21 protein-coding genes, 1 tRNA gene and 1 riboswitch are annotated in these 22,186 nt (G+C 61.9%); of the genes, 15 read left to right on the top strand and 7 right to left on the bottom strand.

The window, feature by feature from the left end; all coding sequences use genetic code 11:
* Nucleotides 1-108: 108 nt before the first annotated feature.
* Nucleotides 109-1,014, top strand: a complete 906-nt coding sequence (locus tag AC1DZP_RS21485; RefSeq protein ID WP_477305165.1) for a histone deacetylase family protein — start codon at nucleotides 109-111, stop codon at nucleotides 1,012-1,014.
* A gap of 55 nt (nucleotides 1,015-1,069) precedes the next feature.
* Here AC1DZP_RS21485 and AC1DZP_RS21480 read toward each other — a convergent pair whose 3' ends face one another.
* On the bottom strand, nucleotides 1,070-1,333 hold the full coding sequence (locus tag AC1DZP_RS21480) for a DUF6460 domain-containing protein (protein WP_457153262.1): 264 nt from the start codon (nucleotides 1,331-1,333) through the stop codon (nucleotides 1,070-1,072).
* Between the two features lie 826 nt (nucleotides 1,334-2,159).
* Here AC1DZP_RS21480 and AC1DZP_RS21475 point away from each other — a divergent pair.
* From AC1DZP_RS21475 to AC1DZP_RS21445, 7 genes are all read left to right on the top strand, one after another.
* A complete protein-coding gene (locus AC1DZP_RS21475) occupies nucleotides 2,160-2,333 on the top strand; it encodes a hypothetical protein (RefSeq protein WP_477305163.1) in 174 nt (57 codons plus the stop codon).
* Between the two features lie 190 nt (nucleotides 2,334-2,523).
* Nucleotides 2,524-3,543 (top strand): glycosyltransferase family 2 protein, encoded by a 1,020-nt coding sequence (locus tag AC1DZP_RS21470; protein ID WP_457153268.1) that lies wholly within the window; start codon nucleotides 2,524-2,526, stop codon nucleotides 3,541-3,543.
* On the top strand, nucleotides 3,536-4,237 hold the full coding sequence (locus AC1DZP_RS21465) for a class I SAM-dependent methyltransferase (protein WP_477305161.1): 702 nt from the start codon (nucleotides 3,536-3,538) through the stop codon (nucleotides 4,235-4,237). The genes AC1DZP_RS21470 and AC1DZP_RS21465 overlap by 8 nt, the downstream gene beginning before the upstream one ends.
* The gene (locus AC1DZP_RS21460; RefSeq protein WP_477225374.1) at nucleotides 4,215-4,691 is read left to right on the top strand and encodes a GtrA family protein; all 477 of its coding nucleotides are present in this window, start codon (nucleotides 4,215-4,217) and stop codon (nucleotides 4,689-4,691) included. Before AC1DZP_RS21465 ends, AC1DZP_RS21460 begins: the two co-directional genes overlap by 23 nt.
* Before the next feature lie 35 nt (nucleotides 4,692-4,726).
* Nucleotides 4,727-6,208, top strand: a complete 1,482-nt coding sequence (locus tag AC1DZP_RS21455) for a hypothetical protein (protein ID WP_477225373.1) — start codon at nucleotides 4,727-4,729, stop codon at nucleotides 6,206-6,208.
* A 212-nt stretch (nucleotides 6,209-6,420) separates the two neighbouring features.
* Nucleotides 6,421-8,310 (top strand): acyltransferase family protein, encoded by a 1,890-nt coding sequence (locus AC1DZP_RS21450; RefSeq protein WP_477225372.1) that lies wholly within the window; start codon nucleotides 6,421-6,423, stop codon nucleotides 8,308-8,310.
* Nucleotides 8,311-8,403: 93 nt separating this feature from the next.
* A tRNA-Gly gene (locus AC1DZP_RS21445) sits at nucleotides 8,404-8,477 on the top strand.
* Here the strand turns inward: AC1DZP_RS21445 and AC1DZP_RS21440 are convergent.
* Nucleotides 8,466-8,717, bottom strand: a complete 252-nt coding sequence (locus AC1DZP_RS21440) for a hypothetical protein (RefSeq protein WP_477305159.1) — start codon at nucleotides 8,715-8,717, stop codon at nucleotides 8,466-8,468. The genes AC1DZP_RS21445 and AC1DZP_RS21440 overlap by 12 nt on opposite strands.
* Nucleotides 8,718-8,827: 110 nt before the next feature.
* Complete coding sequence (locus AC1DZP_RS21435; protein ID WP_477305157.1) at nucleotides 8,828-9,817, bottom strand: LysR family transcriptional regulator; 990 nt, start codon at nucleotides 9,815-9,817, stop codon at nucleotides 8,828-8,830.
* 311 nt (nucleotides 9,818-10,128) lie between these two features.
* On the opposite strand from AC1DZP_RS21435, the gene chvE reads away from it, so the two are divergent.
* The 5 genes from chvE (at nucleotide 10,129) to AC1DZP_RS21410 (ending at nucleotide 15,795) form a co-directional block, all read left to right on the top strand.
* A complete protein-coding gene (chvE, locus tag AC1DZP_RS21430; protein ID WP_184877702.1) occupies nucleotides 10,129-11,199 on the top strand; it encodes a multiple monosaccharide ABC transporter substrate-binding protein in 1,071 nt (356 codons plus the stop codon).
* Between the two features lie 121 nt (nucleotides 11,200-11,320).
* Nucleotides 11,321-12,853 carry a multiple monosaccharide ABC transporter ATP-binding protein gene (mmsA, locus tag AC1DZP_RS21425; protein WP_477225370.1) on the top strand — a complete coding sequence of 511 codons (1,533 nt, stop codon included), beginning with the start codon at nucleotides 11,321-11,323 and terminating at the stop codon, nucleotides 12,851-12,853.
* Nucleotides 12,850-14,142 (top strand): multiple monosaccharide ABC transporter permease, encoded by a 1,293-nt coding sequence (mmsB, locus tag AC1DZP_RS21420; RefSeq protein ID WP_095082262.1) that lies wholly within the window; start codon nucleotides 12,850-12,852, stop codon nucleotides 14,140-14,142. The genes mmsA and mmsB overlap by 4 nt, the downstream gene beginning before the upstream one ends.
* A gap of 192 nt (nucleotides 14,143-14,334) precedes the next feature.
* On the top strand, nucleotides 14,335-15,327 hold the full coding sequence (gene araD1 / locus AC1DZP_RS21415; protein ID WP_477305155.1) for an AraD1 family protein: 993 nt from the start codon (nucleotides 14,335-14,337) through the stop codon (nucleotides 15,325-15,327).
* Nucleotides 15,328-15,351: 24 nt separating this feature from the next.
* The gene (locus AC1DZP_RS21410; protein WP_477305153.1) at nucleotides 15,352-15,795 is read left to right on the top strand and encodes a hypothetical protein; all 444 of its coding nucleotides are present in this window, start codon (nucleotides 15,352-15,354) and stop codon (nucleotides 15,793-15,795) included.
* A gap of 17 nt (nucleotides 15,796-15,812) precedes the next feature.
* On the opposite strand, the gene AC1DZP_RS21405 is transcribed toward AC1DZP_RS21410, so the two are convergent.
* Together AC1DZP_RS21405 and AC1DZP_RS21400 are read right to left on the bottom strand one after the other, a co-directional pair.
* Nucleotides 15,813-16,586 carry an ABC transporter substrate-binding protein gene (locus tag AC1DZP_RS21405; RefSeq protein WP_095084265.1) on the bottom strand — a complete coding sequence of 258 codons (774 nt, stop codon included), beginning with the start codon at nucleotides 16,584-16,586 and terminating at the stop codon, nucleotides 15,813-15,815.
* 100 nt (nucleotides 16,587-16,686) lie between these two features.
* On the bottom strand, nucleotides 16,687-17,781 hold the full coding sequence (locus tag AC1DZP_RS21400) for a 2'-deoxycytidine 5'-triphosphate deaminase (protein ID WP_095082272.1): 1,095 nt from the start codon (nucleotides 17,779-17,781) through the stop codon (nucleotides 16,687-16,689).
* Nucleotides 17,782-17,936: 155 nt separating this feature from the next.
* Nucleotides 17,937-18,014: riboswitch (SAM riboswitch) on the top strand.
* 57 nt (nucleotides 18,015-18,071) lie between these two features.
* On the opposite strand from AC1DZP_RS21400, the gene AC1DZP_RS21395 reads away from it, so the two are divergent.
* Entirely contained in the window at nucleotides 18,072-19,262 is a 1,191-nt protein-coding gene (locus AC1DZP_RS21395) for an O-succinylhomoserine sulfhydrylase (RefSeq protein ID WP_477305151.1), read from the top strand.
* A 14-nt stretch (nucleotides 19,263-19,276) separates the two neighbouring features.
* Here AC1DZP_RS21395 and AC1DZP_RS21390 read toward each other — a convergent pair whose 3' ends face one another.
* On the bottom strand, nucleotides 19,277-20,425 hold the full coding sequence (locus AC1DZP_RS21390) for a ceramide glucosyltransferase (RefSeq protein WP_477305149.1): 1,149 nt from the start codon (nucleotides 20,423-20,425) through the stop codon (nucleotides 19,277-19,279).
* A 223-nt stretch (nucleotides 20,426-20,648) separates the two neighbouring features.
* On the opposite strand from AC1DZP_RS21390, the gene apaG reads away from it, so the two are divergent.
* Nucleotides 20,649-21,041, top strand: a complete 393-nt coding sequence (apaG, locus tag AC1DZP_RS21385; protein WP_010913396.1) for a Co2+/Mg2+ efflux protein ApaG — start codon at nucleotides 20,649-20,651, stop codon at nucleotides 21,039-21,041.
* A gap of 42 nt (nucleotides 21,042-21,083) precedes the next feature.
* Here apaG and AC1DZP_RS21380 read toward each other — a convergent pair whose 3' ends face one another.
* Nucleotides 21,084-22,118, bottom strand: coding sequence for an Hsp33 family molecular chaperone (locus tag AC1DZP_RS21380; protein WP_477305147.1), 1,035 nt, complete (start codon nucleotides 22,116-22,118; stop codon nucleotides 21,084-21,086).
* Nucleotides 22,119-22,186: the final 68 nt, after the last annotated feature.

Below are 22,186 nucleotides of genomic sequence, written 5' to 3'. Positions count from 1 at the left end.
GCTTGATCGAACAGCCGGTGTGCCCCATTTTGCCGGCATCGCGCAATCACCCATCCCGTGACGGCCAACCGAATCCCTTTTCTGGCGCGAGCCCGCCGGATCCAGTTCATGCCCCTGCAGATCGTCCACCATCCCGACTACGACGCCGGCTTCGCCGTCAATCATCGCTTTCCGATGAGCAAATATCCGCTGCTGATGGATGCCTTGCGCGCACGCGGTCTGGCCGGGCCCGGCGCGCTCAACACCACCGAACCGGCGCCGGCATCATGGCTGAAACTTGCCCATGCGGCGGAGTATGTCGACCAGGTCATCAACTGCTCGGTGCCTGAAAAAATCGAGCGAGAGATCGGCTTTCCGGTTGGCCCACGTGTCTCCTTGCGCGCCCAGCTCGCCACCGGCGGCACGGTGCTGGCGGCGCGGCTCGCCTTGCGCCACGGCATCGCCTGCAACACCGCCGGCGGCAGCCATCACGCGCGGCGCGCGCAAGGCGCCGGCTTCTGCACCTTTAACGATGTCGCTGTCGCCGCGCTGGTGCTCCTTGCCGAGGGCGCCGTGCAAAACATCCTGGTCGTCGATCTCGACGTGCATCAGGGCGACGGCACGGCCGACATTCTCGCGGACGATCCACGTGCGTTCAGCTTTTCCATGCATGGCGACCGCAACTACCCTGTGCGCAAGATCGCCTCCGACCTCGATGTCGCGCTGCCCGACGGCACAGGTGACGCTGCCTATGTCGAAAGGCTCGCCACCCTCCTGCCGGAGCTGTCGGCCCAAGCGCATTGGGACATCGTCTTCTACAATGCCGGCGTCGACGTCCATGCCGAGGACAGGCTTGGACGGCTGTCGCTATCGGATGACGGCCTGCGCGCCCGCGACGACATGGTGATCCGCCATTTTCGCACGCTGGGCATTCCCGTCTGCGGCGTCATCGGTGGCGGTTATTCAACCGATGTGGCAACGCTCGCCGCTCGCCACGCCATCCTGTTCGAGGTGGCGTCAAGCTATATCAGATAATCCTTTTACACATGATCTTGTCCGAAAACCGGTTCCCACTTTTCGGGATCATGCTCTACTTCCGGTAGCTGGCGATCCTGATCAGGATGAAGGCCGGGACGACGATCGCCGCACCCAGCAGGATGTAGCCGAGAAAGCGATCGATGGCGTGGAAGCCGAGATTCCAGAGATCGGTGAAGAACTTCCGGATGCCATAGAACACGTCCATCGGCGACCAGCCGAAGGCATTCATGACCAGGCCGACGAGAAACGACACCACCAGCAGCTTCAGGATCACCCTAAGCGGCGAGTCGCCGAGAAAGCGCGTCAATGCGGACAAGGCCCGTCTCCCGATTGAGGTGACCAGACTCGAGGGCGTCGGCCCAGACATACGCACTTGGCTACCCGGCTTCAAGCCGACAGGTTTGCTTGGATAGCCGAGGCCTTGGGCGAGACAGAGCGCGGCACTGTCGTGCGAATGATACTGATAGAGCCCATGCCGATTTGCTAAGAAACGGTAAGCACCTATCTAATTTGTTGAAAATAAAGCGAAAAATCTTCATTTTTCGATTTCCCGCAATGTGCGTGCAATTTTCGCCTGCGAGATAATCCACGTCTTTCAGGCAGAGGTTGCGCGAAAGATCCGGTCACCCAACACGACTGCCTTGCGTCAGTTCCCGTAACCAGCGCAACCGTTCCCGGCGAGACAAGTGAACGGGAGCGCGACCGTCCCAATGGTCAGGCTCCCAAGAGATCAACCTGCGTATCGTCGGATGCGCGTGCGTGTTGGAGTAGTGCAATGTCCCCCCCAAGCAATGATGCTGCTGACGGCGAGTGCGCTTGCCATGTGCCTGAACGGCTCGGCCATGGCTGCCGATCTTGCGCCTGCCTGAAACGATCCTCCCGCCTTTCAGTGGAGCGGCGCCTATGTCGGCGTACATGGCGGCACGACATTCACTGGGATGCCGAATCCGTTTGCCGGCAGAAACGGCCTCAGCGGCGGTATCCAGGCCGGCTAGAATCAGCAGCTAGGCCCGGGAGTCCTGGGGGCCGAGATCGAAGGCTCCTACCTGCGCGGCGCCGCGCACGACGTCGAGGGCGGCAAGGTCAAGGAAAAGTGGCGCGGTGCCGCCAAGGCCAGGGCCGGCGTAAGCTTCGACCAGACGATGCTGTTCGGAACCGGGGGCGTTGCGCTGACCAAATTCGACAAGGGCGACAAGGTGAGCAGCACCGACGGATGGAAACTCGGCTATCTCTTCGGCGCCGGTATCGAGCAGGGTTTAGCCGGCGGCCTCCCGGCCAAGGTCGAACCTTTCCCGCCAGGTCGCGCTTCTGCATGATGGCACCATCCGGATATTGGCGGGGTCCTGGCGCGGCGCGCGCATCCGCATGGAACTGCCGGTTCGGTCGTGACCGTCGCCGCCGGCGAGAGGCCGGCCAATGCCCGCGACCGACCCCGCTGGCTTATCTGTTTTCTAACCAATTGCCGCTATTCCCAATCGAATAGCGGGAGCAAGGCATTTGGTGGAGATGGAGAAAAACACCGCGCGACGCGCCGTCATGCTGTCGGTGGTCGTCCCATGCTACAATGAACTGGATGGGGTGGCCGAACTTCATCGACGGGTGACGGCCGCATGCCTGGAACAGGGATCCTCCTATGAGATCGTGCTTGTCATCGACGGCGCGACCGACGGCACACGCGAGGCCATTTTCCAATTGGCGGAAAAGGACGACCATGTCGTCGCCATCGACCTTGCCCGCAACTACGGCCACCAGATCGCGTTGAGCGCGGGGCTCGAATTCTGTCGCGGCCAGCGCATTCTCATTCTCGATGCCGACCTGCAGGATCCGCCTGAACTGCTCGGCGCGATGATGGCGAAGATGAATGAAGGCTTCGATGTCGTTTACGGCCAACGGCAGAGCCGCGACGGGGAAAGCTGGTTCAAGCTCGCCTCCGCCTCGATGTTCTATCGCTTGCTGCGCCGCATGGTCGATGTCGAGATCGCTTCGAATTCAGGGGATTTCCGGCTGATGAGCCGCCGCGCGCTCGACCATCTGAACGCGATGCCCGAACGCTACAGGTTCATTCGCGGCATGGTGAGCTGGATCGGGCTGAAACAGGTGGCCTTCCCCTATGAACGGCATCGGCGCTTTGCCGGCACCACCCACTATCCTCTGAAGAAGATGGTTCTTCTGGCGGTCGACGCGATGACCAGCTTTTCCATCGCACCCTTGCGGTTCGCCTCGCTGCTTGGAATGTTGTTCGGGCTTCTGGGCCTGGTCGTGCTCGGCTACACCCTGGTCGAATGGTCGGTCGGAAACGTGTTGCCCGGCTGGACCAGCCTTGCCGCGATCGTGCTGATCCTTGGCAGCGTCCAGCTTATGGTGCTTGGTATCTTCGGCGAGTATCTCGGGCGCATGTACATGGAGACAAAGCGGCGGCCGCTTTACTTCGTCAACGAGATCGTTTCGCGCAGCCAGGCAGTCGAGGACAAGGATCTGCCCGTCCACCGCCTGCAGGAGATGGCAAAGAGGGCCGCACGTGCTTGAGGCGGAGTTCGACCAGTTTGCACGGGAATACCAAGAGCAGCACGCCGCGAGCATAAGGCTGAGCGGCGAAACCCCGGACTTCTTCGCCAAGTACAAGATCGACGACATCGCCGCGACGCTGAGGCGGGCCGGCGTGAAACCGCGACGGATACTCGACTTCGGCGCCGGTGTCGGCAACTCGCTCGGCCATATGCGCAACGCTTTTCCCGACAGCGAGATCACCTTGCTCGATCCTTCGCGGGAATCGCTCGACATCGCCAGCAAGCGCTTCCCCGGCCAGGCCGCCTTCACGCATTTCGACGGCGAGACAATTCCCTTTGCCGACGGCAGCTTCGACCTGGCTTTCGCGGCCTGCGTCTTCCACCACATTCCCGAAGATCTCCAGGTCGGACTGCTCGCGGAGATTGGCAGGGTGCTGGCCGGTGGCGGCAGCTTCTTTGTTTTCGAGCACAATCCGTGGAACCCGCTGACCACGCACGCGGTGAGAAATTGCGCCTTCGACGAGAACGCGGTTTTGATCAATTCGCACGAGATGCGCAGGCGCATGGCCGAGGCTGGTCTTGCCAACACCCGGATCATCTACCGGATCTTCTTTCCTCGGCTGCTTGCGCAGCTGAGGCCGTTCGAGCGTTTCCTCACCAAGATTCCTGTCGGAGCCCAATATTTTGCGCATGCGGTCAAACCTGCCGTTTGACTATCCGAGGATGCTGCGATTTGGCGTCGTCGGTCTGTTGAACACGGCGCTGGGCTACGCCGTCATTCTGGCCGGACTTGCGTTGGGTTTTGGCGACATCGTCGCCAATGCCACGGGCTTTGGCGCCGGCCTTGTCCTCGGCTTCTTCCTCAACCGCCAATGGACCTTCACCAGCGCCGATGGCTTCCGGTCAGGAACCCTGTTGCGATATGGGGGCGTCTTCCTGGTCGCCTACAGCATCAATCTGGCAGTCGTGATCGCCGCCCGGTCAGCAGGCATCACAGAAAGCCCCCTGGTTCACCTCGCGGGAATCTGCGTCTATTCGGTTGTTTTCTACCTCGGTTCGGCTCACTTCGTGTTTGTCGGGCGCGGAGGTCGCGAAGACGATGAAGCCGACCGGAACCTTCCGATGGCCGGTGGGTCTCGGCGGATGCCGACCAGTCGAAATCCTTGAACCAACTGTCATCGGAAGCGATTAGAGGCGGCGCCATGAACAACGCTCAGGCCAGTGCGGGCGCGGCAACGTACGATCAGCGTATCCAACTGATATTCTGCCTGTTCACCGCCTGTATCATGGCGGCGGTGCTGGCCGCCTTTGCGCCCTCCATCCTGCAGGATCCCGACAGTTGGTGGCAAGTGAAGGTCGGACTGGATCTCCTGGCAAGCCGGACATTTCCGACAGTCGACCCCTATTCCTACACGTTTGCCGGCCAGCCATGGATCGCCAAGGAATGGCTGGGGCAGGTCCTTTTGGCTCTTGCCTACCGGGCGGGAGGCTGGAACGGCGTGGTCACGCTGATCATCGCCATGATTTCCCTGACGGTTTTCCTGATGGGGTGGTTTCTCAGCAGATGGCTGAAGCCGATCCTGTCGATTGCGCTGGCCTTCATTGCAATGGCCCTGATCACCCCGATCTTTACGGGGCGTCCACATATCTTCACTTTCCCGATCATCGTCGTCTGGACGGCGATGCTCTTTCGTGCGGCATGGGAAGAACGGGCGCCACCCTGGTGGCTGCTTGTGCTGGTTGTGTTGTGGGCGAACCTGCACGCCACCTTTACCTTGAGCTTCGTCATCGCAGCTTTCGCCGGTCTCGATCTGCTGACGCGTACAGGTCTCACAAAACCGGCCCTCGTGGCGAAATGGATCGCATTTGGTCTGCTTTGTCCGCTGGTCAGCCTGATCCACCCCTATGGCGTCCAGGCTATCCTGGCGACCTTCGCCGTGGCCTATGGCAACGAGGCGGTGTCGCTGATCGCGGAATGGCGACCGTTCAATGCGCAGGATCTCGTTGTCCAGGAAGTTGCGATGCTGGTGGCGCTGTTCGGGCTGCTGGTGTCACGGTTGCGAATTGGCTGGGCCAAGGCGTTGTTCATCGTCTTCACCTTGCATGCCTTTCTCGCTCATCTGCGTTTCATGTATCTGTTCTTCCTCCTGGTCCCGGTGGTGATCGCGATGGAGGTCGCACAGCAATATCCCTCGCTTTCGGCCACCGCATGGCTGGCTGAAAAGCGCGACGGGCTGGAACAATTCTTCGCCAGGCGGTTTTACGCGATTTGCGGCGCGGCAGCTGTTTTGGTCATCGGCGCGGTCGCCGTGTTCGGCAGCGTCTATCAGGTCGCGCCGAGCCCGAAGACGTCGGCCAGCGGGGCGCTGGCGTTCGCCGAAAGCCATCATCTGTCCGGCAACGTGCTGAATTCCTACAATTTCGGCGGCACGCTGATCTTCCACGGGATCAAGACCTATATCGACGGTCGGACGGACCAGCTGTTCCTCGGTGGTTTCACAAAAGCCGATGACGAGACGGGACACAGCAACGGCAAGCCACTTCTCGAAGCCCAGCTGAAGAAATACGCCATAGGCTGGGCGCTGATTGCAGCCGACGACAGTCGCATTCCCTTCTTCGACCAACTGGGCTGGAAGCGGGCCTATTCGGACGATCATGCGGTGATCTACCTGCCCGGCGCCTGATCCCGCCGCGCCGGCCCGGATCGGCCTCGCCGGCATTCGAACTGGCACATGCCTTGACACTTATGTTGCGGTGCAGCAAAGTTGCACCGCAGAGGATAGGCATGTGAGAGCGACGAGCCGGAATTTTTTGCACGAGCGGGACATCGCCGCATGAGCGGCGTCTTGAACTCGCAGAACCAAAGCTTCCGGCCGCGGCGCGCGAGCCTGTCCGGATGAACTACAGGCGCGACATCGATGGCCTTCGGGCCGTGGCGGTGCTGCCCGTCCTGCTCTTCCACTTCGGCGTCTCCGCCATTCCCGGCGGCTTCACCGGCGTCGACATCTTCTTCGTCATATCGGGATACCTGATCAGCGGCAGCCTGCTCGACGATCTCGAGCGCGGCGAGTTTTCGATCGGTCGCTTCTATTGGCGCCGCGCACGGCGGATCCTGCCGGCGCTGACCTTCGTCATCCTGCTCGCCAGCATTGCCGCCTGGTTCATCCTGCTGCCGTCGGATCTGCACGAATTCAGCTTGAGCGTGATCGCCGCCTCGACCTTCTGGTCGAACATCTATTTCTGGAAGACGACGAACTATTTCTCCATCGACGCCGAACTGCGGCCACTGCTTCACACATGGTCGCTTTCGGTCGAAGAGCAGTATTATATCTTCGCACCGATCCTGCTCTATTTGATCTACCGATATGTCTCGAAGCGCTGGCTGACGGTACTGCTGCCGATCGCCATCGGCAGCTTTGCCGTAGCGGTCATGGCAACCTCGCTGGCGCCGACAGCCGGCTTCTACCTTTTGCCGACGCGCTTCTGGGAACTGGCGCTTGGCGCCATGCTGATGCTGAAGAAGCCGCCGGCGCTTGCCAGCCGGTTGGCGATGGAACTTATCGGCCTCGCCGGCTTTGCCCTGATCGCCTTCGGCTTTCTAACGATTTCGGAGAGCGACCCGTTTCCGGGCTACAATGCCTTGTTCCCCTGCATCGGAACCGCCCTGCTCATCTATGCGGGCCACGATCACCCCGGCGCCGACAGGCCGGCACCTCTTGCGACCCGCGTCCTTCGGTTCGCGCCGCTGGTCTGGGTTGGCCTCATTTCCTATTCGCTCTACCTCGTTCACTGGCCGATAAATTCGTTCGTCCACTATCTCTCGCTGAAGGCCATCGGCGTGCCGACGGTCATCGCGATGATGGTAGCCAGTTTCGCCCTGGCGACATTTTCCTGGAAATATGTCGAGCAGCCGTTTCGCCGGAAACGGGCGTTCACCGCCCCATTGCCGATCTTCGCCTTTTCGGGGGCGGCGATCGTCCTGCTCTGTGTCGGCGGCTTGGCCGGCGCGCTCGGCGGTGGTTTTCCGCAACGGTTCCCGGACTTCTCGACCGAGCCGATCCGGGTCGGCGACTGGCGCAACGGCGTCTGCTTCAACGAAGGGGCCCGCATCGACACCTGGAACCTCGCCGACTGCACCCGCACCCAAGGCTTTGCCACCAACGTGCTTTTGTGGGGCGATTCCTTCGCCGCCCACTATGTTTCGGGACTCGACGCCAACGCCCAGAAAATCCAGGCCAATGTCATCCAGTACACCTATGCCGGCTGCCCGCCCGACCTCACCTATTTTTCCTATGCCCGGCCAAGCTGTACGCTTTTCAACGAACGAGCCTTGTCGATTATCCGCGACGCTAACATCCGGGCGGTGATCCTGAGCGGCCGATGGACCGACTACCAGGTCAGGGGCTTCGATGGCCTGCAAAAAACGATCGATCGGCTTCGCGACATGGGCGTCAAGGTCTATGTCATCGGCCAGTCGCCCGAATTCATCGCCGACGTCCAGAAAATCGCTTTCTTCGCAAGGCGGGAGCATGCCGGGAACACGTCCTGGCCGACTGCCATGGATCCGGGGATCAACAAGCGGGTGCTGCCGTTCGCCAAAGGGGCGACATTCATAGATCCGCTGGCATATCTGTGCGATGCGGCCGGCTGTTCGTACGCAGATGCCGACAGCAAGCAATTTCTCTATTTCGATTATGGTCATTTCTCTTCCGCCGGCGCGACGTTAGCCATCTCGAAGTACTGGCCAAGCTTTGCCGCCGGCAACAAGCTCGCCAGGGCAAGATAGCAATCGCAGGTCGATATGCATCGCCGCAGCCTGCGGTGTAAAAGCCGCTTTGCGATTGCCCGAAGGCCAACCCGCATGGTAACGAGGGATCGCGCGGGTATGATGTAATGGTAGCTTGTCAGCTTCCCAAGCTGAACGCGAGGGTTCGATTCCCTCTACCCGCTCCAGCCCATGGCGCCAGCAACAATTTCAGCGCCCGCCTGTTCGTCGAACACAACCGAGCAGCCTCGCGCAAGCGCGACCGTTGCAAGCGCGTTTGCCACTACGTCATCCGATGAGACGAAATCACCGGTCAGAACCCGCAATTCTTCCACGCCTTCAGCCATCGACACGAAATTCCCGACCGATCGTTCGTGCTTGCAGGCCTCGACCACGCAAAGCAGGTCGATCATTTCGAAGCTGCGCATGTTCGGTCTCCTGAAGAAATCGTCCCTTGCAGGGATATGAACGCATCGGCAGGAAATAATGTTCCCGCCTTGCTGTTCGCCAGCCCCGAACTCGACGCCTGACGGAGACGTCATCCCACCTCTCGCAGGATGAAGTCGTGCAGCATCTTGGCGGCCGGCGACAGCACACGGTTCTTCACCGTGATCAGGCTGTAGGGCCTGACCTCGATGTCGAATTCGGTCTGGACGACGTCGATAGCGCCGGCCAGCCCGTCGGGATTCTGGATGAATTTCGCCACCTGGACCGATACCGGTGCAATCGCATCGGAATGTGCGACCATGACCAGGGTCAAGAGCAGCGAGCTGGTGTTGAGGATACGGTCGGGCAAAGCGATGTTGCGGTTGAGGAAATTGCTCTCCATCGCCTGGCGCAAAGGCGACCCGCCCGACTGGAAAACCCAATCGTAGGCGGCGGTGTCCTCCAACCGCACCGCCTCGCCCTTGGTGAGCGGATGACCTCGGCGCACGATCAGGCAGGCCTTCTCGACGCCGATCACGCGCGACTCGAACAGCCGTGGATTGAGATCGTCAGGGATGCGCGCGATGATGAAATCATGGCGCGTGGCGATCAATTCGCGTGCCAGCACGTTGGAGGTCTCGACCTGCATGGTGATCTCGATGCGCGGATAGATGCGGCGGATTTCGCGAATCGCCGGCACCGCCAGCTCGATTGCCGGTGCCGTCACAGCGCCGAGGAACACCGAGCCGCCTTTGCCCGCCTTAAGTTCGGAAATTTCGCGGTCGACCTCTCGCATTTCCAGGAGGATCGAGCGCGCGCGCCTGGATAATGCCTTGCCGAAAGGCGTCAAGGTGATGCCGCGCGGCAGCCTTTCGCACAGCTTGACCTCCAGCACGGCCTCCATTTCGCTGATCATGCGCGAAGCCGCCGGCTGAGAAATGTTCATAACCTGGGCTGCCGCACTCACCCGGCCATGGTCGTCGAGCGCGACGATCATGCGCATATGGCGTAAGCTGAGGCCACTGCGCAGCAAGGTTTCGCCGTCGCCCGGCATCTCTCTGTAACCATTTGAAATCGCACTCGGATTCCTTAGCGCCGCCATAACCTCTCCTTGCTTCTGCTCGCAGGCGGCCAGCGGTCGTGCCAGCCGTCTCGCCTCGATATCATATACCAATATTGATATAGCAATCATCAAAGATCGCATTTGACAGTTATGGCAAAGGATCACAACCTTCGCGCGTTCCGAGACGCGACGGTCGCAGACGAGAAAAATCGTATCGATTGAAATCAGCGCCTCGGGGCCATGGGAGGATACCGGAGATCGATATGACGGCAGCAGTGCCTTGGCGCTTCTGCACGATTGCGCGGCCCGCGACCCCCGGGGTGCCGCGTCCATCAACCAGGGAGAGTTAAGTGAAAATCATCAAGACGTTAGTCGCCGCCTTGGCGGTCAGCATCGCGGCCATGTCGGCCACCGCCTACGCAGCCGACAAAGGCCTCGTCGGCGTGCTGATGCCCACCAAGACCTCGCAGCGCTGGATCAACGACGGAGACGCCGTCAAGTCCCAGCTCGAGGCTCTGGGCTACACCGTCGACCTGCAATATGCGCAGGACGACATTCCAAACCAGCTCAGCCAGCTGGAAAATGAAATCACCAAGGGCCCGAAGGCGCTGATCATCGCCTCGATCGACGGCACCACCCTGTCGGACGCGCTGCAGAAGGCCGCTGACGCCGGCGTCGTCGTCGTCGCCTATGACCGCCTGATCAAAAAGACCGCCAACGTCGATTACTACACGACCTTCGACAATTTCGGCGTCGGCGTCATCCAGGCGAATTCGCTGGTCAAGGGCCTCAAGGAGCGTTTCCCGAACACCAAGCCGTGGAACGTCGAACTGTTCGGCGGCTCGCCCGACGACAACAACGCCTTTTTCTTCTACAATGGCGCGATTTCCGTCCTGCAGCCACTGATCGACGACGGCTCGATCAAGATCAAGTCCGGCCAGACCGGCATGGACAAGGTCGGCACGCTGCGCTGGCTGGCGGCCACCGCTCAGGCCCGCATGGACAATCTGCTTTCGGCCAACTACTCGGACGGCAGCCGCGTCGATGGCGTTCTGTCGCCCTATGACGGCCTGTCGCGTGGTATCACCGCATCGCTGCGCGCTGTCGGCTACGGCACGGACGCTCAGCCCTGGCCGATCGTGACCGGTCAGGACGCCGAGACCGCCTCGGTCAAGCTGATCATCTCGGGCGAGCAGTACTCGACCGTGTTCAAAGACACCCGCGAACTGGCCAAGTCGACCGTTGAGCTCGTCGACAAGGTGCTGTCGGGTGGCAAGCCGGATGCCCTCGACACCAAGACCTACAACAACGACGTCAAGGTCGTTCCCTCGATCCTCTTGACGCCACATGAAGTCGACAAGTCGAACTACCAGGCGCTGGTCGTCGACTCCGGCTACATCAAGGCCGACGAGCTGAAGTAATTCGGTTTCAAATCCAGGGGTCCTGCGCAACGCAGGGCCCCTTTTCGTTCACCAGCAGGCCCGGTATTGTTACCGACCTCGCCGGCAGTGTTTGCCGACCTCTCAGGGAGCGGTAGTCCCAATGGCCTCGACGATTTTGGAGATGCGCGACATCACCAAGACGTTCCCCGGCGTGAAGGCGCTGTCGAACGTCAACCTCAGCGTCGAGGAAGGCGAGATTCATGCCGTGGTCGGCGAGAACGGCGCCGGCAAGTCGACGCTGATGAAGGTGCTCTCGGGCGTCTATGCGTCCGGCACCTATGATGGCGCGATCGTCTACCGTGGCGAGGAATGCCATTTCAAGGGCATTCACGACAGCGAGCACAAGGGCATCGTCATCATTCACCAGGAGCTTGCACTGGTGCCGATGCTGTCGATCGCCGAAAACATTTTCCTTGGCAACGAACACGCCAGATTTGGCATCATCGACTGGAATGCCAACGAGACACGTACCAGCGCCTTGCTGAAGAAGGTGGGCCTCAAGGAGGACCCCAAGACGCTGATCACCAATATCGGCGTCGGCAAGCAGCAGCTGGTCGAGATCGCCAAGGCGCTCAGCAAGGAAGTGCAGCTGCTGATCCTCGACGAGCCGACGGCGAGCCTGTCCGAAAAGGACAGCCAGGCACTGCTGGACCTGCTGCTCGAATTCAAGCGGCAAGGCATCACCTCGATCCTGATCTCGCACAAGCTCAACGAGGTGAACCGGGTCGCCGACAAGGTCACCATCATCCGCGACGGACGGACCATCGAAACACTTGCCAAGAAAGACATTTCGGAGGACCGCATCATCACCTCGATGGTCGGCCGTTCGCTCGACGACCGTTATCCGCCGCGCGAGCCCAAGATCGGCGAGGTCGTGCTCCAGGTGAAGAACTGGTCGGTCTATCACCCAATCCATGCCGAGCGGCAGGTGATCAAGGGCATCGATATCGATGTCCGCAAGGGTGAGGTGGTCGGCATTGCCGGGCTGATGGGCGCCGGACGCACCGAATTCGCCATGAGCCTGTTTGGCCGCTCCTATGGCCGCCGCATCACTGGCGACGTGCTGCTCAAGGGCAAGCCGATCGATGTTTCGTCGGTGAGCAAGGCTGTGGAACACGGCATTGCCTACGTCACCGAGGACCGCAAGACCTACGGTCTCAATCTCATCGATCACATCAAGCACAACATCACGCTGGCCAACCTGCCCGGCGTGTCGCGCCACGCCGTGATCGACGACCTGCGCGAACTTGCCGTCGCCAATGACTACAAGGCCAAGACCAACATCCGCTCGTCCAGCGTCTATCAAATGACCGGCAATCTGTCGGGCGGCAATCAACAGAAGGTGGTGCTGTCGAAATGGCTGTTCGCCAATCCGGAAGTGCTGATCCTCGACGAGCCGACGCGCGGCATCGACGTCGGCGCCAAGTATGAAATCTACACCATCATCGCCCGCCTCGCCTCCGAGGGTAAGGCGATCATCGTCATCTCGTCGGAGATGCCAGAACTGCTCGGCATCACCGACCGCATCTACGTCATGAACGAAGGCCGCATCGTCGGCGAAATGGCGGCGAGCGAAGCCAGCCAGGAAAAGATCATGCGCGCCATCGTTCGGGGAGAAGGAAAAGCATCATGACCACCGAAAGCGCTCCCGCGCCGAAAAGCGGCGTCGCCGAAGATGTGCAGCAGGGGCCGCGTGTGGCCGTCTCGGCGCTGATCACGAATCTGCGCGAATACGGCCTGATCCTGGCGCTGATCGCCATCATGGTGTTCTTCCAGTTCACCACGTCCGGCACGCTCTTCAAGCCGGTGAACCTGAGCAATTTGGTGCAGCAGAACAGCTTCATCATCGTGATGGCGCTGGGTATGCTTCTGGTGATCGTTTCGGGCCATATCGACCTCAGCGTCGGCTCCGTCGCCGGTTTCATCGGCGCGCTGGCGGCAATGATGATGGTCATCTGGCCGCTTGGCCCCCTCAGCAATCCGCTGGTTGTATCGATCATCTGCCTCATCATCGGCGGCGGCATCGGCGCGGCCCAAGGCTACTGGATTGCCTATCACCGAATACCGAGCTTCATCGTGACGCTGGCCGGAATGCTCATCTTCCGCGGCATCTGCCAGGCGCTGCTGGGTGGCGGGTCTTCCGTGGGACCGCTTCCAGATGGCTTCAAGGCGCTCAGTTCCGGCTTCATTCCGGACGTGATCGGCCCCTTGACGCTGATCCCGCCGACGGTGAACGCCGCCGGCAAGACCATCATCGGCAGCGGCCTGACACTGCACATGACGACGATCCTGATTGGCGTCGTCGCCGTGCTCGCCTATGCGTATTTCGGGCTCAAGGCACGGCGCACGCGCGAGCAGCACGGCTACGAAGCCGAGCCTTTCACGCTGTTTGTCATCAAGACCCTGGTGACCAGCGCGCTGGCGCTGTTCCTAGTCTACCAGTTCGCCAGCTACAGGGGCCTGCCAATCGTTCTCATGGTGATGGGCGTGCTGATCGCACTGTTCGTGTTCGTCACCAAACGCATGACGATCGGCCGGCGCATCTACGCAATGGGCGGCAATGCCAAGGCGGCACAGCTATCGGGCATCAAGACCGAGCGACTGACCCTGATGGTGTTCGTCAATATGGGCGTGCTGTCAGCGCTTGGCGGCCTGATCATCGCGGCCCGCCTTGGGCAGGCAGTGCCGGCGGCAGGCCTTGGCAGCGAGCTCGACGTCATCGCCGCGGTGTTCATCGGCGGCGCCTCGGCGATGGGTGGTGTCGGCCAGGTCATCGGCGCGGTGGTCGGCGGGTTCATCATGGGCGTGATGAACAACGGCATGTCGATCATGGGCGTCAATGTCGACTGGCAGCAGGTGGTGAAAGGCCTGGTGCTGCTCGGCGCGGTGGTGTTCGACGTCTACAACAAGAACAAGGGCTGAGGGAACCAGGAAGGCATACGGGTCACATCGCGGCGCTGCCCGGCGGCACGAAAAGAAGTCCCTGAGGGACCAGGCTCGCGAGCGCAATCCGAATGGAGAATTTCACCCGTGGCATGGACGAGGTCCTGGCCGCGCTGGGCAAGGTTTGCCGTCCCGGCAGCCCCTGCCAAGGCAAATGAGAGAGGATTCATCATGCTGATCTCCCAGATTCTCGATGACGCCGAGACCATCCGCGTCGTTGCCCGCAACGGCGGCAAGACCCGGATCATCAATGGTGCGCGCAGCGTCTATTCGCTGGCGATGGAGGCCGCCCGCACCGGCGTCGGGCTCGTCGCGCTGATCGAACGCAAGGGGCTTGGCGAGACAATCGATCTCGATGCCGCCTACAAGAAGGGGCGGCTGCTGTCGCCGATCAACCACCCCGATCCGGCGCACCTGCATCTGACCGGCACCGGACTGACGCATCTCGGCTCGGCCGCGACGCGCGATTCCATGCACAAGAAGCTCGGCGCCGACGGCGATGAACAGCTGACCGATTCCATGAAGATGTTCCGCATGGGGCTGGAGGGCGGCAAGCCTGCGAAAGGCCAGATCGGTGTGCAGCCGGAATGGTTCTATAAGGGCAACGGCACGATGGCGGTGGCGCCAGGCGCCGCACTGCTGTCACCGGCCTTCGCCAAGGACGCCGGCGAAGAGCCGGAAGTGGCCGGCATTTACGTCATCGGCGACGACGGCGCGCCGTTCCGCGTCGGCTTCACGCTGTCGAACGAGTTTTCCGACCACGTCACCGAGCGCGTGAACTATCTGTTCCTGGCCCACTCCAAGCTGCGCAACGCCTCGTTCGGGCCGGAGATCCTGATCGGCGACCTGCCCTCCGACATCCGCGGCAGCTCACGCATCTATCGCGACAACGAGGTGCTGTGGGAAAAGCCGTTCCTGTCTGGCGAAGCGAACATGTCGCACACCATCGCCAATCTCGAACATCACCACTTCAAATATGCGGCTTTCCGCCAGCCAGGCGACGTGCATGTGCACATGTTCGGAACGGCGACGCTGTCCTTTGCCGACGGCATCAAGACCGAGGCTGGCGATGTGTTCGAAATCGAGGCCAAGGATTTTGGCCTGCCGCTGCGCAACCCACTCGAGATCGAGCAGCCGGTGAAGGTGGCGGTGAAGGCGCTTTGAGATAGCGGCGTGGAAATGAACAGAATGCGGCTTGTCATTTTGTTCGCGGGCCTGGCCCTGTTCCTGATCCAGCCGCCATCGGTGGCCTTTAGCGCTGGTCAGTGCAGCGCCAAGTTCTACCGTGAAGCCCACTCGGCGATGACGAAGCGTCTTCTGGCAACTGGTTATTCGAAAGCACAAGTAGGCTTTCTGATGGGCAATACGGATCGTATAACGTCCGCGCTTCGCAGCGACAGGCTGAACGACAATGCCAGGGCCTGCGGTATCGACTCCGCCAGGGCCCATATTCTCGGTTGCCTCGACAAGCAGTTGTTTCCTTTGAAGTCCGGCTCAAGCGCCTCGCTCGATGAGGAGAAACCGACCAGAGGATTTTGGGGCAGGAAACGCTTGGCCGTACGCGAACTGCTCTTTGTCGGCCAATTTCATGGCTGTCTGGGCGCCGCGAAAGAGCATCTCTTTCGCGGCTGACCCGGTCGGGTTCAACCTCAATAAATATCGAAGTCGAAGTACTTGGCCTGGATCTTCTTGTAGGTACCGTCGGCGACGATGGCGTCTATTGCCGCATTGAGCTTGTCGCGCAGCGCGGTGTCTTCCAGGCGAACGGCAATGCCGGCCTGGGTCTCCGTGCCCTTGACGTCGCCGACAAGCTTGCAGCAGCCGTCGCTTGCCTTCTTCAACCAGTCCACCAGCACGAACTTGTCAGAGATGACGGCATCGAGACGGCCGTTCGTCAGGTCGGTGATCGCCTCTTCCTGGGTCGGGTAGAGTTTCGCCTCCGCGCCAGCCTTGCCGTAGACATTCTGGGCATAGTCGGCCTGCGTGGTCGAAGCCTGGGCGCCGACCGTCTTGCCGGCAAGCGCTGCCGGTTCGGTCGAGGTGAGTTCGGTATCCTTCGGCGCCACCAGCGCGAGTGGCGTCGTGTAGTATTTGTTGGTGAAGGAGACCTGCTTCTTGCGCTCCTCGGTGATGCTCATCGAGGCGATGATGGCATCGAATTTCTTGGCCTGCAGGGCGGGGATGATGCCGTCCCAGTCCTGGGTGACGATCTCGCACTCGACCTTCATCTGCGCGCACAGCGCATTGGCGATGTCGATATCGAAGCCGACGACCTTGCCGTCCGGGGTGATGGTGTTGAACGGCGGATAGGCACCCTCGGTGCCGATCTTCAGTTTCTCAGCAGCCTGCGCCGACAGAGAGCCGGCCGCCATCAGCAACACGGCAGCACCTGCTGCCGATATGATCCATTTTGAAATCCGCATTTTCTTGGTTCCCCTTGAACGCCGCCAGCTTGGCGGCCAGAAAGCCAGCCAAGCATGACGAGCCAGCGCAGGCAAGTCTATTGCCCGACGGGAATTGGGTTCAGCGCGCTGGGCGGAAATGCTTGGACAGCTTCAGGCCTTGCGCCTGGTAGTTGGAGCCGAGATCGGTGCCGTAGAGCGCCTGCGGCCGCTTCAGCATATGCTCGTAGACCAGCCGGCCGACGATCTGGCCATGGTCGAGGATGAACGGCACTTCGTGGCTGCGCACTTCGAGCACTGCGCGACTGCCGGTGCCGCCGGACGCCGAATGGCCGAAACCCGGATCGAAGAAGCCGGCATAGTGGACGCGGAACTCGCCAACCAGCGGATCAAACGGCGTCATCTCGGCGGCGTAGAGCGGCGGCACATGCACCGCTTCCTGGCTGACGAGGATGTAGAATTCATCGGGATCGAGCACCAGTTCGCCGGCGCCGCTCTTGTGGATCGGCTCCCAGAAGTCGACGACCTCTTGTGCCGCGCGCTTGTCGACATCGACGAGACCGGTGTGATGCTTGCCGCGATAGCCGACCAGGCCGTTCTGATCGCCGTTAAGATCGATCGACAGCGCGATGCCGCCGCCGGAAATGTTCGGCGGCTCGGTTGCGACCAGCATCTCGGCGCGATGCAGGTCATGCAGCTCGGCTTCCGAGAGCAGTGCATTGCCGGTGCGGAAACGGATCTGGGACAGACGCGAACCGGTGCGCACGACGATCGGAAAGGTGCGCGGGCTGACCTCGAGATAGAGCGGGCCGTGATAGCCGGCGGCGATCTTGTCGAACTCGTGTCCGCGATCTGTCATGACGCGGGTGAAGATGTCGAGCCGCCCGGTCGAACTCTTCGGATTGGCCGAGGCCGAAATGTCCGCCGGCAATGCCAGGCTTTCAAGCAAGGGCACGATATAGACGCAGCCGGTCTCCAGCACCGCCCCCTCTGCAAGATTGATCTCGTGCAGCTGCAACCGGTCGAGCTTTTCCGAAACCTTGTGGTTGGGACCCGGCAGGAACGAGGCCCGCACCCGCCAGGCCTTGTCGCCGAGCCGCAGATCCAGGCTCGCCGGCTGGATCTGATCGGCATCGAACGCGCGCGCCGACTTCAGCGCGCCGGACTGGAACAGCGCCGAAATGTCCTGATCGGGAAGAATGCCTGTCTGCCGCAAGGCTCCACTCCTAGGCCAGGCGATTCTTGGGGCCAGGCGATTTTCTGTTCGCAGGTTCTTGCCGCAAAACCGTGGAACACTGCTGCGGAACCTGCTTGGTACAAACCTCTTAATCAAGCCGGCAATTGACGCAAGCGTGGCGCGGGTCTAAAGGGTCGTTATCCCGTGGTGATTTGGCCGGTCGGCTTGCAGCCACGTTAAACAAGTCGCTAAAGGACCGTCGGGCCGCAAGGCCGTATGGACCGGTTGCGACTTTCGCGGCCGGTTTTTTTGTGTCTGGAACAAAAGCGATGAGCACCAAGAAGCGTAACTGGAAGCCTCAAACGACACTCGTGCATAGCGGAACCCTGCGTTCCGGTTTCGGCGAAACCTCCGAGGCGATGTACCTGACCCAGGGCTATGTCTACGAAACGGCGCAGGCCGCCGAAGCCCGCTTCAAGGGCGAGGAGCCGGGATTCATCTACTCGCGCTACGCCAACCCGACCGTCGACATGTTCGAAAAGCGCATGTGCGCGCTCGAAGGCGCCGAGGACGCGCGCGCCACCGCATCCGGCATGGCCGCGGTGACGGCCTCGCTGTTGTGCAGCGCCAAGGCCGGCGATCACATCGTGGCAGCACGCGCGCTGTTCGGCTCCTGCCGCTGGGTGGTCGAGACGCTGGCGCCGAAATATGGCATCGAGGCGACGCTGGTCGACGGCACCGACATCGCCAACTGGGAAAAAGCGGTCAAGCCGAACACCAAGCTGTTCTTCCTGGAAAGCCCGACCAACCCGACGCTGGAAGTGGTCGATATCGCCGCGGTTGCCGCGCTTGCCAATTCGATCGGTGCGCGGCTGATCGTCGACAATGTCTTTGCCACGCCCCTGCAGCAGAAGCCGCTGCAGCTCGGTGCGCACATCGTCGTCTACTCGGCGACCAAGCATATTGACGGCCAGGGCCGCTGTCTCGGCGGCGTCATCCTGTCGGACAAGAAGTGGATCGACGAGAACCTGCACGACTATTTCCGCCACACCGGTCCCAGCCTGTCGCCTTTCAATGCCTGGACGCTGCTGAAGGGGCTGGAGACGCTGCCGCTGCGCGTGCGCCAGCAGACGGAAAGCGCAGGCAGGATCGCGGATTTCCTGGCCGAGCGGCCCGAAATCGCCCGCGTCATCTATCCCGGCCGCGCCGACCACCCGCAGGCGGCCGTCGTCAAGAAGCAGATGTCGGGCGGCTCGACGCTGATCTGCCTAGACGTCAAGGGCGGCAAGCAGGCAGCCTTCGCCTTGCAGAACGCGCTCGACATCGTGCTGATCTCCAACAATCTCGGCGATGCCAAGAGCCTGATCACCCATCCGGCGACGACGACGCACAAGAATCTGAGCGACGAGGCGCGTGCCGAACTCGGCATCGGGCCGGGCACGCTCAGGCTGTCGGTCGGCCTGGAGGATACCGACGATCTTCTGGAAGACATCGAACAGGCGCTGAAGTCGGCCAAGTAGAAGGCCTTTGGCTATCAGGCGCCGGACGGCGTCTCTTCCAGCTCGGCCGCCTTGGTGATGGTCATCGCGTTGCCGCGCCAGTCGACGGCGCCACCCAGCCAGCCGCGCGCCCACATCGCCGGCAGGATCAGGTCGCGCATCATGATCGCCGCGACCATGCGCGATGACAGGTACCAGCCCTTGGACCCGGCCAGGGCGCATTCCGGAAGGTAGAAGGCCGCCAGCACGGCAATGGCGGTTGCCCAGAGGCTGACGCCGGCGCTTGCCGCCGCCAACAGCGCGAGTGCCAGCGGCACCACTGCCCCGGTCAGGATTTCGGGTGCGAAAAACCATGGGAAGGTGACGCGGCGCAGGCGCGCCCAACGGGCCTGACGCGACCAGATCTCGTCAAAGGTGCGCCGGCCGAGCGGTTGCTCGAAGGGCGCGGCGACGAGATTGACGCGCAGGCCGAGGCCATTGACCAGCTTGGTCGCGGCAGCGTCCTCGGCGATCTCGGCGGCGAGCGCACGGATGCCACCACTGGCGTCGAGCATCGGCTTGTTCCAGAGCATGCTCTTGCCCTGGGCAAAGCCGAGGCCAAGCGCCTCGCCAGCATATTGCCAGCGCGCCTGCAGCGTGTTGAGGAAAGCGCATTCGACCTCGGCCCAGAAGCCAGCGGGCCGCGAGCCTATCGGCGTCGAGCAGACAAGGCCGGTGTCGGGCCGCCATGCAGCCATCAGGTGCTGCACGTAGTCTCTCGGCATCAACACGTTGGAATCGGCCAGGACAACCCAATCGTGGCGCGCTGCCTCCCAACCCTTGACGCAATTGTTGAGTTTCGGATTGGCGCTGATACGGTCGTCGCCGATCAGCAGCCGCGCCGGCACCTTGGGAGAACGGGCGATGGCGGCACGGATCAGCCTGACCACCGGATCGTCCGCATGGGCGACGCAAAAGACCAATTCATAGYGCGGCCAGTCGAGCGAGAGGGCGCGCTCCAGCGTCTCCTGCGTGAACGGCTCGACGCCACGCGATGGCACGATAATCGACACCGGCAGCGGCTTGCCGGCCGGCGGCGCGATGGTGCGGTGGCGCTTCAGACGCGAAGCGGCGAGCAGGATGCTGGCGAGGTTTGAAAGGATGAGAGCTACCGAAAGCGAGGCGGCTATGAGGGTGAGTTCCATCGAGACCTGGCCACTCCAGAAAAGACGGCCCGCGTGATGGCCGTTTTCAACAGTTCGACAGAGCGCCGAGTCGCCCGCTTCGTGCACACCACCATTGTCATGTGTCACTTAAATGACATTCTTTGTCGGCACCTGCCTTTCAGGCCGGGCGCGACAAGACGCGCACGTTGACCTGCTCGCCCGGAGCGAGGACAGTTCGACCTGGATTGTTTTGGAGCCGCTTATGTACCGCGCCGTGACGCGCAACATCGAAGTGCAGGTCAGGCCGTTCTATCTGGAGGACCGTTCGGACCCGTCGGAGAACCGCTATGTCTGGGGCTATCAGATAACGATCGACAACCAGTCGGATGAGTTCGTGCAGCTGTTGTCGCGCTATTGGCACATCACCGACGGCGCCGGAAGGGTCGAGGAGGTGCGCGGTCCCGGCGTCGTCGGCGACCAGCCCGAACTCAATCCCGGCGACAGCTATCAATACACGTCCGGTTGCCCGCTTTCGACACCGTCCGGCATCATGGTCGGGCACTACACGATGCGCAACAAGCGGGGCGAGACGTTCGACATCGCCATCCCCGCCTTCTCGCTCGATCTGCCGGGGACGCGGCGGACGGTGAATTAGCTTCGCCTCACCGGCCGCCAAGCAGCCGGTGAGGCGCGTTCTCTACTGGGCCGCCGCAAATTCCGCCGGATCGAAGTCATATTGCTTCGAGCAGAATTCGCAGGCGACGTGGATGCCGCCGTCTTCGGTGCTGTCCTTGATCTCCTGCGCCGAGAAGCCCTCGAGGATGCCACGGATCTTGTCCCTTGAGCATGAGCACTGGTCGGCAACCGGTACGCCGCCGAAGACACGCACGCCATGCTCGTGGAACAGCCTGTACAGCAGCCGCTCGGCGCCGATCGTCGGGTCGATCAGTTCGGTCGGCTCGATGGTGCCGAGCAGTGCCAGCAGCTCCTGCCAGGAATTGTCGGCCGGATCGTGGATCTCCTCGCGCGGATCGCCATCGCCGCCCGGCAGGTCCGGAACGCGCATGCGCTCGGGCGACTGCGGCAGGAACTGCGCCAGGATGCCACCGGCACGCCACTGCTCGCGAGCGCCGCCGACGCCAGGCGTCAGCAGCTTGGCCACCGAAAGCCTGATATCGGTCGGAATCTGCTCCGACTGGCGGAAATAGGTGCGGGCCGCGTCTTCCAGCGTTTCGCCATCGAGCTGGACGATGCCCTGATAGCGCTGCGTGTGAGCACCCTGGTCGATGGTCAGCGCCAGCACGCCGCTGCCGAGCAGCGTCTGCTGAGACGTTTCGCCGGCCGCGACCAGCGCCTCGAGCCGGTCTGCATCGAAGCGGGCATAGGCGCGCAGTGCCGAGGGCGTGGAAAAATCCGCCACCAGCATGTCGACCGGCCCGTCGGTGCGGGTCTGCAAAATGAACTTGCCCTCGAACTTCAGCGAGGTGCCGAGCAGCACCGTCAGCACGCAGGCTTCCGCCAGCAGGCGGGCGACCGGCTCGGGATAGTCGTGACGGCCGAGGATGGCGTCGAGCATCGGTCCGAGCTGGACGGTGCGGCCGCGCACATCGAGCGGGCCGACCTCGAAGGGCACGACGTGATCGTCGCCGGCGTAGCCGAATTCGCCGAGTTTGGGGTGATGTTCAGTCACTTGATAGGTTTCCAACATGACAATGCTCCAGGGCGCGGCCATGCCGCCCTGGAGGGCGCATGCTTCGAAACGCGCTTGATTTGCGTGATGCGGCGCAAATAGGCATCACA

It is taken from the genome of Mesorhizobium sp. P2_F8 (assembly GCF_056403655.1).
This window is presented reverse-complemented; position numbering and strand designations above follow the sequence as displayed.